The organism is Streptomyces sp. NPDC096048, assembly GCF_044763415.1.
In the GTDB taxonomy this organism is placed as follows: Bacteria; Actinomycetota; Actinomycetes; order Streptomycetales; family Streptomycetaceae; genus Streptomyces.
The window spans coordinates 59,785-72,632 of record NZ_JBIWGG010000015.1; the positions used below are offsets into that span (position 1 = coordinate 59,785).

Genomic DNA, 12,848 nt, shown 5'->3' on the forward strand with positions numbered 1-12,848 from the left:
TCGAACTGCCGCGTGATGGGCGGGAGTTGAGTTCGAATAAGACTACCCGTACGAGTGGTTCCACGGAAAGTTCCCGCGACCCGTGAGGGAGTTGTGAAACGCCGTCGGTGAGCTTAGCCGATGATCTTGGGGGTTCGCGGCGCGTGAGTGCGGCGGTGACGCGGCGGCGAGAGGCTCAACCCGCGGCGGCGAGGAGCTTGTTGACGCGGTCCGCGTCACAGGTGCGCGGGCAGGTGGCGCAGGTGTCCTCGGGGCGCAGTGTGTAGAACATGCAGCAGCTCGCCCGGTCCCGGGTGTGCAGCGGCTCGCCGTCCGGCCCGGTCAGCTCGCGGAACGCGGCCTTGCCGACGTAGGGCTTGGTCGCGCCCGGCAGCAGCAGCTCCAGTTCGTGCCGCGCCCGCTCCTGCTCGCCGAGCAGGTGAGCGACGTACCACAGGCCCTCGACGACCTCGTCGGTCGCCATGCCCCACAGGGCGCGGCCGCGCCGCCGCATGCGCGGCCCGAACCCCGCCAGCACCGGCTCCATGTGCTCGGCGACCGCGGCGCGCACCTCGGCCCGCAGCGCCTCCTCGTCGGCGACCACGCGGGCGCCGGGCAGCGCGGCGGCCGGGTCGCCGGGCAGGCAGGCGAAGCCGCTCGGCCGCACGGCCATGCGGCCGAGCGGGAGGCCGGCGGCGGAGCGGTCGTAGGCGACATGGGTCACGGGGTAGCGGGGGACCCTGCGGTGCAGGAACCACGGCACGGTGATCAGCAGACAGGCCGGCCACGCGTAGCGGTGCAGTCCGAAGCTGGCGACCACGTCCGGCCGGGCCCGTTGTCCGTAGTCCCGGATCACCTGGGCGTCGTCCCAGGCGAGGAACGCCTCCAGTTCCGCCCCGCCCGAGGCGAGCGCGCCGGCCGCGACCCATCCGCCGCCGCGCGGCACCTCGCCGGCCGTGTCCAGCTCGCTGACGCCCAGTCCCGGAAGGACCTCGGACAGGCGCGCGTAGGCGTCCGTGAAGGCCGAGCGGGTGACAGGCATGCGGGACCACCGATCCACGTCGGAGCAACGGGCTGCTTGAGGTAAGCCTTACCTTACCGAAGATCCTTGGGATTTGAACTGGCGGCCCATGCCCTTATGGTGCTTGACGGACAAGTGACAACCCGCCGTAATGACCCCAAGTACCGACACGTCCCACAGGAGGCCCCGTGAAGCCGAGCGCGCAGGGTCCCGCGGGGACGGGGATCGGATCGGTCGCGTCGGTGCGGGTTCCGGCGCAGCCGGGCGCCTCGGACGCGGACCGGGACAGGGCACGCGGGGCCGTGGAACCGGCCGGGGCCGCGCGCGGCGAGCACACGCACAGCGAACCTCCCCCGCCCCGGCCGCGCGCCCTCGTCCAGCGTTCCTCCGTGCGCGGGCAGGTACTCGACGCCCTGCGCACCGCCCTGGTCTCCGGCGAGCTGCGGCCCGGCGAGGTCTACTCGGCGCCCGCGCTCGGCGACCGCTTCGGCGTCTCGGCCACGCCCGTTCGGGAGGCCATGCAGCAGCTCGCCCTGGAGGGCGCCGTCGAGGTCGTCCCCAACCGCGGCTTCCGCGTCGTCGAGCGCGGCGACCGGGAGCTGGCCGAGCTCGCCGAGGTCCGGGCCCTGATCGAGGTCCCCGTGCTGCTCCGCCTGGCCCGCACGGTGCCCGCCGAGCGCTGGGCCGAACTGCGCCCCCTCGCCGAGGCCACCGTCCGGGCCGCGTCGTCCGGCTGCCCGGCCACGTACGCCGAGGCCGACCGTGCCTTCCACCGCGCGGTGCTCGCCCTGGCCGGCAACGACCAGCTCGTCCGGATCGCCGGTGACCTGCACCGCCGCGCCCAGTGGCCGCCGGCCGGCGCCCCCGCGGTGCGGGGGCGGGCCGACCTGATCGCCGACGCGCACGAGCACACGGCGCTGCTGGACGCGCTGATCGCCGGCGACCCGGACCTGGTGCGGACCCTGGTGGGGGAGCACTTCGGCGAGGCGCGCTGAGCGCGACGACGCGGGCGCGACCCCCTACGGGCTTCCTACGGGACCTCCTGCCGTTCCGCGCGGCTCGCCGGCACCTTCTTCTCCGCGGTCCGTCCCGTGCGGCGTGCGGGTCGGGACCCGGACCCGCGGTCGTACATCTCGATGGCCAGCGGAGAGGCGGTGAACACCGAGGAGTACGTGCCGACCCCCACGCCGATCAGCAGCGCGAGGGCGAAGTCGGTGAGCGAGTCGTCGGCGAGGACGGCCAGCGAGGCGAGGATGAGGACCGCGCCCATGCCCGTGTTGACCGTGCGTGGCAGGGTCTGCAGGATCGCCTGGTTGGTGAGCCGGGCGAACGCCGTCTTCCGCTCCTTGCCGCCGAGCAGCTCCCGGATGCGGTCGAAGAGGACCACCGAGTCGTTGACCGAGTAGCCGATCACGGTCAGCAGTGCGGCCAGGAACACCCCGTCGATCGGTTTGCCGAGCCAGGCGAACACCCCGACCAGGATCACCACGTCGTGGGCGAGCGCGCCGACCGCCGCGGTGCCGAACAGCAGCCGGAAGCGGACGGCGAGATACAGCAACTGGGCGCCCAGGGCCAGGCCCAGCGCGATCAGGGCGTCCTTGCGCAGTTCCGCGCCCAGACTGGGGCCGATCAGCTCGTCGCGGACCTTCTCCGTCCCGCCGCCCAGCTCGCCGATGACCTTGGTGACGGTCTCCGCCTCGGTGTTGGTCAGCTTCTCGGTGCGCACCGTGAGGTCGCTGTCACCGGAGGACTGGACCACGGCGCGGGGGAAGCCCGCGTCGGCGAGGGCGTCCCGGGCCCGGTCGGCGTCGACCTGGGTGGCCGTGGAGTACTCGATGAGCCGTCCGCCGGTGAACTCGATGCCGAAGTCGAGGCCCCGGACCAGGATGCCGGAGCCGGCCGCCACGAGGACGACCGCGCAGGCGGCCAGCCAGCGGCGCGGGCGGCGCATCAGGAACGGGTCGCGGCGCAGCAGGGCGTCCCGGACCGGGCCGGTGGTCGAGATGCCGGTGATGTGCGGGCGGCGGAAGACCGAGGGGCGGCTCGCGGCGAACTCGGCGAGCACCCGGGTGATCACCAGGGCACTGACCATGGAGGCCAGGACGCCGATGCCCAGCGTGACGCCGAAGCCCTTCACCGGACCCGAGGCCAGGAAGAACAGCAGGGCAGCGGCGATCAGCGTGGTGACGTTGGAGTCGGCGATCGCGCTGAAGGCGCCGCGGAAACCGGCGGTCAGTGAAGAGCGTGTGCTCGGGCGGGTACGGGCGGCCTGTTCCTCGCGGGCGCGTTCGAACACGAGGACGTTGGCGTCCACCGCCATGCCGATGGACAGGACGAAGCCGGCCAGGCCGGGCAGGGTCAGGGTGGCGCCGATCGCGGCCAGGGCGGCGTAGGAGATCACGCCGTAGCAGAGCAGTGCCACGGTCGCGAGGGCACCCATCAGCCGGTAGGCGACGATGATGAACAGCCCGGTCAGCGCGGTGCCGATGACCGCGGCCCAGGCGCCGGCCGAGATCGCCTCGTCGCCCAGGGTGGCGCCGATGGTGCGCTGCTCGATGGTCTCCACCGGTACGGGCAGGGCACCGCCCTTGACGAGCAGCGCCAGTTCGCGGGCCTCGGCGTCGTCGAAAGAGCCGGTGATCTGGGTGGAGCCGCCGGCGATGCCCGCCCCGCAGGCCACGGCGGGGTCGACCTGCGGCGAGGAGATGATCTTGTTGTCGAGCACGATGGCGACCCGGCGCCGCGGGTCGCCGGCCGGGTGACAGGCGGCTTCGCCGGTCACCTCGGCCCAGCGGTCGCTGCCCGCGTCCTTGAAGTCGACGGTGACGTGCCACCCGGCCCCGCCCTGCTGGTCGAAGCGGGCGTCGGCGCCCTTGACGTCCTGCCCGGTCAGCGTGGCGGCCTCCAGCCGGAGGGACTGACCGGACTCGTCCGGCAGGACAAGCTCGGCGTCCGTGCCGGACGGGTCCTCGGCGTCGTTCCCGGCTTCGTTCCCGGCGGCCTCGGCCGGGCCGAGCACCGAGTGGACCGTGAGCTGCGCGGTGCGGCCCAGTACGTCGGCCGCCTTCTTCGGATCCTGTACGCCGGGCAGTTCGACGACGACGCGGTTGTCGCCGGACCGGACGATGGTCGGCTCGGCGACGCCGAGCGCGTCGATACGGCCGCGCAGCACCTCCACGGTGCGCTCGGTGGCCGCACGGTCGGCCTCGGTGGTGGCGGTGGACTTGGTCTCCAGCACGATCTGGGTGCCGCCGCGCAGGTCGAGTCCGAGGCGGATCGGCATGGTCAGGGCGATGGCCACGGCCCCGGCCATCACGAGCAGGGCGACGAGCGCACGTCCCTTCAGGGAGTGGGCTCGGGAGCGGGGACGAGAACGTTTCAACACGGGCCTCCGGCGGGCACGCCGCGGCAGCGGCCCAGCGCGGCCGCGGCGAAGAACGGTGAAAGGACGGGATGTCTCAGGTGCCGGAGGAGACGGGAGGAGCCCGCCCGCGGTCGTGGTTCGTACGGCCGGGGGAGACGGGCAGGGGGCCGGGCACGGCCGAGGTCCACCCGCGGGCGGCCGGGGCGGTGCCCGAGGTGCGCGGGGTGGTGGCGAGGCGGTCCGGCGGTGCCGGACGTTCACCGAGATGGTCGTGCCGGGCCCGGGCCTGGGCGGCGCAGGTGGTGGAGCAGCCGTCGTCGGCGTGGTAGCCGCTGTCCGGGTGCGGGACGGTCGTCGCCGCGGGCACCGGGGCGGCCCCCGGGACGGGGACGGCGATGCCCGTGCCGGCCGCGGGCCATGCCGGGGCCAGGGTCAGCAGAACGGCCAGCAGCGCGGTGAGCGCCGCCGCGAGCCGGTGCCCCGGGGCGGGGGCGAGGGCGGGGGCGGTGCGTTGTGCGGGGGCGGTGCGACGTGCGGGGCGCATGCACCGTCCCCTTTCATTGTGGGTGAGGCGTGGTGAGCGAGGCGTTGTGGATGAGGTGTGGTGGGTGATGCGTGGTGGTGATCGGACGGCAGGGCGGGGAGGAGGCCCGGGGCTCCGGCCGGGGAGTGGCGGTCAGAGCCTCGGGCGGTTCGGAGGGACGGTCCGGGGGCCGTCAGGACTCGTCAGGGTTCGATGAGTCCGGCCCGGATGGCGTAGCGGGTCAGTTCCAGGCGGTCGCGCAGACCGAGCTTCTGCAGCAGGTTGGCCCGGTGCCGCTGGACCGTCTTGATGCTGATGAAGAGGATCTCGGCGATCTCCTTCGAGGAGTGGCCCTCGGCGACGAGCTTGAGGACCTCCTCCTCGCGGGGCGTGAGGATGTGGTCGGCACTCTCCTCGCCGTGCCGGACCCGGTCGAGGTAGTTGCGGATCAGCGCGGTCACCGCACCCGGGTACAGGAAGGGCTCGTCGCGCATCGCGGCCCGGCAGGCGGCGACCAGATCGCGGTCGGCGACGGACTTCAGCACGTACCCGCAGGCCCCCGACTTCAGCGCCTGGAACAGGTACTGCTCGTTGTCGTGCATCGTCAGCATCAGGATGCGCAGCCCCGGCTTCAGCGCGGCCAGCTCCCGGGCGGCCTGCAGACCGGTCAGGCGCGGCATCGCGATGTCCAGCACGGCAAGGTCGACGGCGTGCGCCCGCGCCATGTCGATGGCCTCCGCGCCGTCCCCGGCCTCGGCGACCACCTCGAGGTCCGGCTCCCGGTCGAGGATGAGCCGCACGCCCCGGCGTACCAGCGCGTGGTCGTCGGCGAGCAGGATGCGGATCCTCTGCGGATCGGACCTGGGCGCCGCTGCCGGGCCGGACGCGGTGGAGTCGGGCAGGGAGGGGTCGGACATGGTCACGGCTGCTTCCTGGGGACGGGTGCGGTGAGCCGGATGCGGGTGCCGGCGCCGGGTGCCGAGGTGATGTCGAGGGCGGCCCCGATGAGCAGGGCCCGTTCGCGCATGCCGCGGATACCGGCGCCCTCGCACGCCGCCTCGATGCCGCGGCCGTCGTCGGCGATGGCGAGCGTCACCGCCCCGGCGGCGGGGCCGAGGCTCACCTCCAGCCGCCGGGCGTCCGCGTGCCGGGCGGCGTTGGTCAGGCTCTCCTGCGCGACGCGGTAGAGGACCAGCTCGGTCTCGGGGTCCAGGGCGGGCAGATCGGCGTCGAAACGCCGCACCACCCGCAGCCCGGTGTGGGTGGCGAAGTCGTGCGTCAGCGAGGACAGCGCGCTGATCAGGCCGAGGTCGTCCAGGACGCCGGGCCGCAGCCGGCGCACCAGGCGGCGGACCTCGTCGAGGCTCTCCCGGGTGATCTCCTGCGCCTGCTGCAGCTCGTCGCGCAGCGGCTGGTCGGCGTCGTCCGCGGCACGCCCCAGGACCAGCAGGATCGCGGTCATGCTCTGCCCGACCTCGTCGTGCAGCTCCTGCGCGATACGGCGCCGTTCCTCCTCCTGGGCGAGAAGGACGCGGGCGGTGCTCGTAGCCCGCTCGTGCTCCAGCCGGTCGAGCATGGCGTTGAAGGTGCGGATCAGCTCCGGGATCTCACCGCCGCCGGACACCGGAAGTCGCTGGCCGGGGCGCAGCAGGTCGACGGTGGTCATCAGCTTCGTGAGCCGGTCCAGCGGTGCCAGACCCCAGCGCAGCAGGGCGCCGTTGGCCACCAGCATGACGCCGAGGCCGCCCACCAGGATGACGGCCTCGGTCAGCAGGACCGGCACGGAGACGGTCACCGGAGCCCACAGCAGCAGTGCCGTGGCGAAGCCCAGCACCACCGCGTTGAGCCCGAAGATCCGCCAGAACAGGGACACCGGGGGGTACGCCTCCTTCTGCGACGCGTCGACTGGTACGCCTCTACTGTCGGCCATCGCGCACCCTCGGTGGGAGCTGCGGCCCAGGTCGCGACCGAGCAAGCGACCAGCTTCTCCCGTCCGCCGCCGCCGGGTCGATGGGGTCCGACCCCCATTTCCGCGTCGCGCCACACCCATACGGCCGCCGCCGCGCGCCGCCGAGTGGATCCCTTGCCCCCTGGCAAATGGGGCCCGCGCCCGATGGGTTTCCCCCGACGGCACGGCCAAGGTGGAGGACGACCGGGTCCGATCGGCCCGGCTCTCGTCATACCCGCAGAACTTCCCGAGAGAAGGACTCACCGTGTCGCCCGACGCCTCCCGCATCGAACCCCGCCCCGAGCGGCTGACCGCCCACGAGGCGCGCCAGCGTCTCGAACACGCCCGCAACACCCGCATGACCCAACTGCGGGCCCTCGGAGAGAGCGGCCAGGCGGACGACCAGCTGATGTCCGCGCAGAAGGGCGCCATCGAGCGGGTGCTCAAGGAGATCGAGGAGGCCTTCGCCCGTATCGACGACGGCACCTACGGCACCTGCCTGGGCTGCCGCAAGCCCGTCCCGGGGGAGCGCCTGGAGATCCTCCCCTACACGCGGTACTGCGTCGCCTGCCAGCGCCGCGCCGCCGCCTGACCGACCGCCCGTCCGTCCGTCCGTCCAGTCTTCGTCTCCCACCCCGCCCGAGGGGTGAAGTGGGTGAAGTGGGTGAAGTGGTGAACAACCAGATCATCGGCGACCGTGGCACGCGGCTGTCGTCCCTGTCGCCGGAGGACCTCGCCGTGCTCCGGGACAGCCTCCACGAGCAGCGGCTGTTCCGCGAGGAGCAGCTGCGGCAGATCGCGAACGTCCCGGCCCGCACCGACGAGCCGGTCCCGCGGCGGTCCGCCGCGCAGACCGAGGTGCGGGCCGAACTCGCGGCTTCCGCGCGCATGGTCCTCGCCGACGTGGAAGCGGCGCTCGAACGCATGGCCGAGGGCCGTTACGGCCGCTGCCATCTGTGCCGGCGCCCCATCGACCGCGAGCGCCTGGTGATCGTGCCGCAGGCCCGCTACTGCGCTCGATGCCAGCAGGTGCGGGAGGCCGGCCGATGACCGTGGTCCGCCGGCCCCGGGCCGGCCTCGCCCGGCACCGGCCGTGGCCGCTGTGCCGGCAGTGCGGCGGCGTCGCCCTCGACATGGGCAGCGCCCGTACCCGCGCCTGGGTCTCCGGGCGCGGAATGATCCTCGACGTGCCGACGGTGACCTTCCCCGGCGCCGGTGCGGTGTACCCCATCCAGCGCGGCTCCATCGTCGACACCCAGGGCACGGCCCGGATGCTCGACCGGCTGCTGGGCCACCGCCTGCCCCGCTTCGCCCGTCCCCTGGTCGTGGTGACCGCGCCGGTGCTGGACGGGTTCGCCTACCGGACCGAGGCCCGTACAGCGGTGGAGGTGCTTCGCCCGCGCGGTGTGCTGACCGTCCCCAGCGCGCGGGCCGTGGCTCTGGCGGCGGGCGTGGACCTGTCCCGGCCGCTGCTCGTGATCGACATCGGCGCCCACCTCACCGAGGTGGTGCTCCTGGTGGACGGCGCCGTCTTCGACGCGCGCCGCACCGCGCTGGGCACGGGGGACATCGACGACGCCACCCCGGCCGCGCGGGTCGCCGAGGCGGTGGCCGACATGACGACCTCGATGCTGCGGCAGGACGACACGTCCCTCACCGTCGACGCCCTGAGCAGGGGCCCGCTGCTCGCGGGCGGGGGCGCCCTGCGTCCCGACATCACCTGCCGCCTCGCGGCCGGGCTGCACGCCCCTCTGCGTGCGGTGCCGGCCCCGCACACGGCCGCGGTCCGAGGCGCCGCCAAGCTCCTGGAAACCGCGCACTCCCACCCGCCGACCGCGAGCACGGGCCCACCGGACGACCACCCGCACTGACCCCGAGGCACCCGGCCGTCGACGGCGGTGACGCCCATGGTGCCGCCCGGACATCGGCGCCGCCCGGACATCGGCGGCGGTGCCATCCATGCGGCCGCCCGGACATCGGCGCCGCCCCGACATCGGCGGCGGGCACACCCCCGTGCGGCCGCCCGGACGCACCCGCCACCCACGACGGACGCCCCGCCGCCCCCGTACTACCCGCACGCACACCGACGCCGCCCCCCCCAGACCCGTTCGCCCCCGGCCCTCACGTCCGTCGCCTTACTGGCAACGGACGCGCCCAACCTCCCCCGGTCCGCCGCCCGCCCAGCGTCGGCCGCCTGCCCGCCCTCGACCCGCTCCGCCGCACGAGCCGAGCATTGCCCCGCCCGTCGGCCCCGCGTCGGCCTCGTCGCCGTACGGGCGCCGCTCGTAGCCCGCCCCACGCCCGCGCCCGCCCCACGCCCGCGCCCGCCCACGCCCGCCCCACGCCCGCCCGGCGTCAGCCGTACCGACCGCTCCCGTCCCCGCGCCCGCCCGGCCTTCCGCCGTACCGCCCACCCCGCCGCAACCCTGAGCCCCCCGTGCCGTCGAGCGTCCCGAGCCCGACCCCCGATCCGCCGTCGGTGCCGGACCGGCATCGACGGCGCCGTTCCGGCTGCCCCGACCCTGGAAGGAGACACACCGTGGCCGGTGAGATTCCGCGAGCCCAGCCACCGCCCTACGTTCCCGCCCCCGGACGACACCCGCACCTCCTGCTGTGGCGGTGGCGGCGCAACCCCCTGCGGCGCCGTACCGACCGGCTGCGGGCGTGGGTGGCGCTCGGGCTTCTGCTCGCCGTCCTGGTGGCGGCCCCGGCGGCGATGTTCGCGGTCGGTGACAGCGCCTACCGTCACTACCGGAGCACCGCCGAGCAGGAGGCCAGGACCCGGGACCACCGCCCCGCCGTCCTCGTCCACGACGCCCCGCGCCACCCCGAGCCGGGGTCGGACGAGGCGAAGAAGACCCGGTATCCGGTCGAGGTCCGGTTCACCGGTCCGGACGGAGCGGCGCGGACCGGGAAGACCGACGTCGAGCCGGGGCTGCCCGCGGACAGCACCGTCCTCGTCTGGGTCGACACGGCGGGGGAGGTCACCGAGCCGCCGCTGACCTCGGAGCAGATCCGCAGCCGCACGATGGGCTGGGCGATCCTCGCCTTCCTGGGCGTCGTCCTCACCGGCCTCGCCGCCCACGGGGCCACCGGTCTCGTGCTGCAACGGCGCAACCTCGCCGGGTGGGACGCCGCCTGGACCGCCACGGCCCCGCGCTGGAGCAGGTCCCCGTGAACGGCCGTCACGCCGTCGCCGCACCCGCGGCCGGCGGGGCCAGGTGCCGCGCCAGCCACGTCGGCACACCGCCCAGCAGCCGGAACAGCCGCCGCGCCTCCTCGCGCAGCCGCGACGCCTCCGGTTCGGTCTCCGCGTCGGCGAGCGACGCCAGCGCCGGCGCCGTACCGACGAGATATCCCAGTTCCTCGCGGATGCGCAGCGACTCGGCGAACCCGTGCCGCGCCTCGGCCAACTCCCCTTCCCGCAGGGCGAGTCCGGCCAGATGCCGCCAGGTGAAGGACTGGAGCAGTGGATCGGCGTGCGCGGTGGCGCCGGCGTGGGCGCGCCGGTATGCCGCTCGGGCGGCCTGCGGTGAGCGGGTGAGGTTCTCCGCGAGCAGCCCGCGCCGGAAGTCCAGCAGCGCCCGTCCCTCGGCCCCCGGCGCGATCAGCGCCGCCGCCCGGCCCAGCGCGGCCCGCGCCTCGTCGGACCGGTCGCGCACCCCGTGCACCGTGGCGGCGTACGCGAGTTGACCGCGTTCGCAGGCCGCGGCCCCGCGCTCGTCGTCGCTGTGGGCCAGCGCCTCGGCGGTGCGCAGCGCGTCCTCGGCCTCCGCCCAGCCCTGCTCGGTGTACAGACACCGTTCCACCAGCAGCGCGGTCCGCTGCAAGGCGGTGGCCGCGGTGACCGGCTCCAGCAGGGCCGCCGCGTCGGCCCAGCAGGCGCGCGAGCGCAACCGCCATACGGCGGTCTGGAGCGGATCGTCACCCTCGGTCGTTCCCCAACCAGAACCGGCCATGGCGGAATGCGCCACGTTGCCCTCCCCTTAGCACGGCATCGAGCTCTCGAGTGGTGGCCGCATCTCAGCACGGATCCGGCAGCCCGGCCAAGAGGATGGGTGAAAAATTTCACAAAGTGGGGGACTTCCCGGTCCGGAGGTTTGGGAGCCTCCGGGCCTCCTCGCGTCCTGCGGGCTCAGCTCATCCGCAGTGCCAGGAAGAAGTCCAGCTTGTCCTCCAGGCGCGAGAGGTCACGCCCCGTCAACTGCTCGATCCGCCCGACTCGGTAGCGCAGCGTGTTGACGTGCAGGTGGAGGCGGCTCGCGCAGCGCGTCCAGGAGCCGTCGCTGTCGAGGAACGCCTCCAGCGTCGGGATCAGCTCGGCGCGGTGGCGGCGGTCGTAGTCCCGCAGCGGGTCCAGCAGCCGGGCGGTGAAGGCCCGGCGGACGTCGTCGGGGACGAAGGGGAGGAGGAGGACGTGCGAGGCCAGCTCCTGGTGGCCGGCCGCGCAGACCCGTCCGGGGCGCGCAGCGGCCACGCGCCGCGCGTGCCGGGCCTCCTCCAGCGCGCCGCGCAGTCCCTCCGCCGAGTGCACGGCCGCGCTGACGCCGAGCGTGACCCGCCCGTCGCCGTCCAGCCCGGCCGACAGCGGTTCCCGTACGGACTCCAGCAGCGCGTCCGCGAGGATGCCGGTCTCGGAGCCGTCGTGCTCGCTGGAGACCGCCGGCAGCGGCACCAGGGCGACGGCCTCGCCGCCGGTGTGCGCCACGGCGATGCGGTCGGAGTGCTCGGGGCCCGTGGCGAGCGGGTCGACGAGGATCTCCTCCAGCAGGGTCTGGGCGACCGGGCCGGTCTCCGCCGAGCCGTCCTCCCACTCGACGCGGGCCACCACGACCTGCCAGTGCGGGGCCGCACCGAGGCCCGGCAGCAGCACCGGCGCCGCCACCCGCAGGCGGGCCGCGATCTCGGCGGGCGCGGCGCCCGTCTGCACCAGCTCCAGGACCTCCTGCGCGAGCCGCCGCCGCACCGTGCGCGCCGCGTCCCGCCGGTCCCGCTCGACCGCGATCAGCTGCGTCACGCCGTACAACAGGTCGAGCCGCTCCTCGGCCCACTCCCCGGCGTCCGCCTCCACGACCAGCAGCCAGTCGGACAGCACCGTCTCGCGCGCGTCCCGCGCGGCGCCCGCGGCCTGCGGGGCTCGCGCGGCGCCGCGCACCGGGAAGAGGCTGTACGTCGTGCCGCCCAGCGGCACCCGGTGCGGCGCGCGCCGGCCCGCGCGGGTGGCCGCGAGGTGGTCCGCCGCCAGCTTCGCGCACAGCTCGGTGGGGAGGGCGGGAGCCGCGTCCTTCGGGCCGGCGACCGGGCGGCCCGTCGGGGAGAGCACCCAGGCCCGCAGGTCCAGGTCGGAGCCGAGCAGGTCCAGCACCACGTCGGGGCCGCCGCCCGCCGGGCCGGAGGTCATCATCCGGCGGTGCCGGTCCACCACGGCCGCCAGGTCCCCGGCCCGCTCGCCGGAGACCTGGCGGACGACGTGCTCGGTGATGGTCGCGAAGGCGACCGACTCGTTCACCGCGAACAGCGGCAGGTGGTGCCGCGCGCACGCCACCACCAGGTCCTCCGGCACGCTCCCCAGCTCCGCCTCACCGGCGGCCAGCGCGGCCACCCCGGCCTGCACCAGGATGCGGACGAACGGCTCGGAGTCGTCGGCGTCCCGGCGCCAGGCGAGGCCGGTGAGGACCAGCTCCCCGCCCGAGAGGTAGCGGCTCGGGTCCCGCAGGTCGGTGGTCATCACGCCCCGGACGGAGCGGTCCAGCTCGTCCTCGCCGCCGAGCAGCTTGAGGCCCAGCGCGTCGGTGTCCAGCAGTGCGCGCAGCCGCATTCTCGTCGCCGCCGATCTTTGTCTCGAAGTGTTCCAGGTCACGCGGCTGTGTCGCCCGATTTCCGGAGGGGCCAGAGGAAAACCAGGAGGTTGATGAGCGCCTCCTTTCATACGAATCTACAAGATGCCCGCCCTGGCCAGCCAACTCCTTCATGGTTTCTGCGACTGACCCCGGTGGAGCAGCGGGCGGTGTAC

At 74.5% G+C, this 12,848-nt stretch carries 12 protein-coding genes; 5 read left to right on the plus strand and 7 right to left on the minus strand.

Features of this window, described 5'->3' with window-relative positions; translation table 11 throughout:
• Positions 1–175: 175 nt before the first annotated feature.
• Positions 176–1,021 (minus strand): (2Fe-2S)-binding protein, encoded by an 846-nt coding sequence (locus ACIQ6R_RS33440; RefSeq protein ID WP_404225495.1) that lies wholly within the window; start codon positions 1,019–1,021, stop codon positions 176–178.
• Between the two features lie 167 nt (positions 1,022–1,188).
• Between ACIQ6R_RS33440 and ACIQ6R_RS33445 the strand changes: the two genes are divergently transcribed.
• Positions 1,189–1,995 carry a GntR family transcriptional regulator gene (locus tag ACIQ6R_RS33445; protein WP_404225497.1) on the plus strand — a complete coding sequence of 269 codons (807 nt, stop codon included), beginning with the start codon at positions 1,189–1,191 and terminating at the stop codon, positions 1,993–1,995.
• 35 nt (positions 1,996–2,030) lie between these two features.
• Here the strand turns inward: ACIQ6R_RS33445 and secD are convergent, their stop codons facing one another.
• The 4 genes from secD to ACIQ6R_RS33465 form a co-directional block, all read right to left on the minus strand.
• Positions 2,031–4,382, minus strand: coding sequence for a protein translocase subunit SecD (gene secD, locus ACIQ6R_RS33450; protein WP_404225499.1), 2,352 nt, complete (start codon positions 4,380–4,382; stop codon positions 2,031–2,033).
• Between the two features lie 76 nt (positions 4,383–4,458).
• On the minus strand, positions 4,459–4,908 hold the full coding sequence (locus ACIQ6R_RS33455; protein ID WP_404225500.1) for a hypothetical protein: 450 nt from the start codon (positions 4,906–4,908) through the stop codon (positions 4,459–4,461).
• Between the two features lie 182 nt (positions 4,909–5,090).
• Positions 5,091–5,804: a response regulator gene (locus tag ACIQ6R_RS33460; protein WP_404172042.1), complete on the minus strand. Its 714-nt coding sequence runs from the start codon at positions 5,802–5,804 to the stop codon at positions 5,091–5,093.
• Positions 5,805–5,806: 2 nt separating this feature from the next.
• Positions 5,807–6,760, minus strand: a complete 954-nt coding sequence (locus tag ACIQ6R_RS33465) for a HAMP domain-containing sensor histidine kinase (RefSeq protein WP_404225676.1) — start codon at positions 6,758–6,760, stop codon at positions 5,807–5,809.
• 340 nt (positions 6,761–7,100) lie between these two features.
• Here ACIQ6R_RS33465 and ACIQ6R_RS33470 point away from each other — a divergent pair, with 340 nt between their 5' ends.
• The 4 genes from ACIQ6R_RS33470 to ACIQ6R_RS33485 all read left to right on the plus strand — a co-directional run bounded on the left by ACIQ6R_RS33470 (position 7,101) and on the right by ACIQ6R_RS33485 (position 10,013).
• Positions 7,101–7,427 carry a TraR/DksA family transcriptional regulator gene (locus ACIQ6R_RS33470; RefSeq protein ID WP_404225502.1) on the plus strand — a complete coding sequence of 109 codons (327 nt, stop codon included), beginning with the start codon at positions 7,101–7,103 and terminating at the stop codon, positions 7,425–7,427.
• Positions 7,428–7,504: 77 nt separating this feature from the next.
• Entirely contained in the window at positions 7,505–7,885 is a 381-nt protein-coding gene (locus ACIQ6R_RS33475; RefSeq protein WP_404225678.1) for a TraR/DksA family transcriptional regulator, read from the plus strand.
• Entirely contained in the window at positions 7,882–8,706 is an 825-nt protein-coding gene (locus ACIQ6R_RS33480) for a rod shape-determining protein (RefSeq protein WP_404225504.1), read from the plus strand. Before ACIQ6R_RS33475 ends, ACIQ6R_RS33480 begins: the two co-directional genes overlap by 4 nt.
• Before the next feature lie 668 nt (positions 8,707–9,374).
• On the plus strand, positions 9,375–10,013 hold the full coding sequence (locus tag ACIQ6R_RS33485; RefSeq protein WP_404225506.1) for a hypothetical protein: 639 nt from the start codon (positions 9,375–9,377) through the stop codon (positions 10,011–10,013).
• A gap of 7 nt (positions 10,014–10,020) precedes the next feature.
• Here the strand turns inward: ACIQ6R_RS33485 and ACIQ6R_RS33490 are convergent, their stop codons facing one another.
• Together ACIQ6R_RS33490 and ACIQ6R_RS33495 are read right to left on the minus strand one after the other, a co-directional pair.
• Positions 10,021–10,809 carry a hypothetical protein gene (locus tag ACIQ6R_RS33490; RefSeq protein WP_404172030.1) on the minus strand — a complete coding sequence of 263 codons (789 nt, stop codon included), beginning with the start codon at positions 10,807–10,809 and terminating at the stop codon, positions 10,021–10,023.
• A 161-nt stretch (positions 10,810–10,970) separates the two neighbouring features.
• A complete protein-coding gene (locus tag ACIQ6R_RS33495) occupies positions 10,971–12,653 on the minus strand; it encodes a PucR family transcriptional regulator (protein WP_404225508.1) in 1,683 nt (560 codons plus the stop codon).
• Between the last annotated feature and the right edge of the window lie 195 nt (positions 12,654–12,848).

What these genes read in the sequence shown, in the direction of transcription:
- ACIQ6R_RS33440 (WP_404225495.1), bottom strand. Translation starts at nt 1,021, where the DNA reads ATGCCTGTCACCCGCTCGGCCTTCACGGACGCCTACGCGCGCCTGTCC.
- ACIQ6R_RS33460 (WP_404172042.1), bottom strand. Translation starts at nt 5,804, where the DNA reads ATGTCCGACCCCTCCCTGCCCGACTCCACCGCGTCCGGCCCGGCAGCG.
- ACIQ6R_RS33480 (WP_404225504.1), top strand. Translation starts at nt 7,882, where the DNA reads ATGACCGTGGTCCGCCGGCCCCGGGCCGGCCTCGCCCGGCACCGGCCG.
- ACIQ6R_RS33495 (WP_404225508.1), bottom strand. Translation starts at nt 12,653, where the DNA reads ATGCGGCTGCGCGCACTGCTGGACACCGACGCGCTGGGCCTCAAGCTG.
- ACIQ6R_RS33455 (WP_404225500.1), bottom strand. Translation starts at nt 4,908, where the DNA reads ATGCGCCCCGCACGTCGCACCGCCCCCGCACAACGCACCGCCCCCGCC.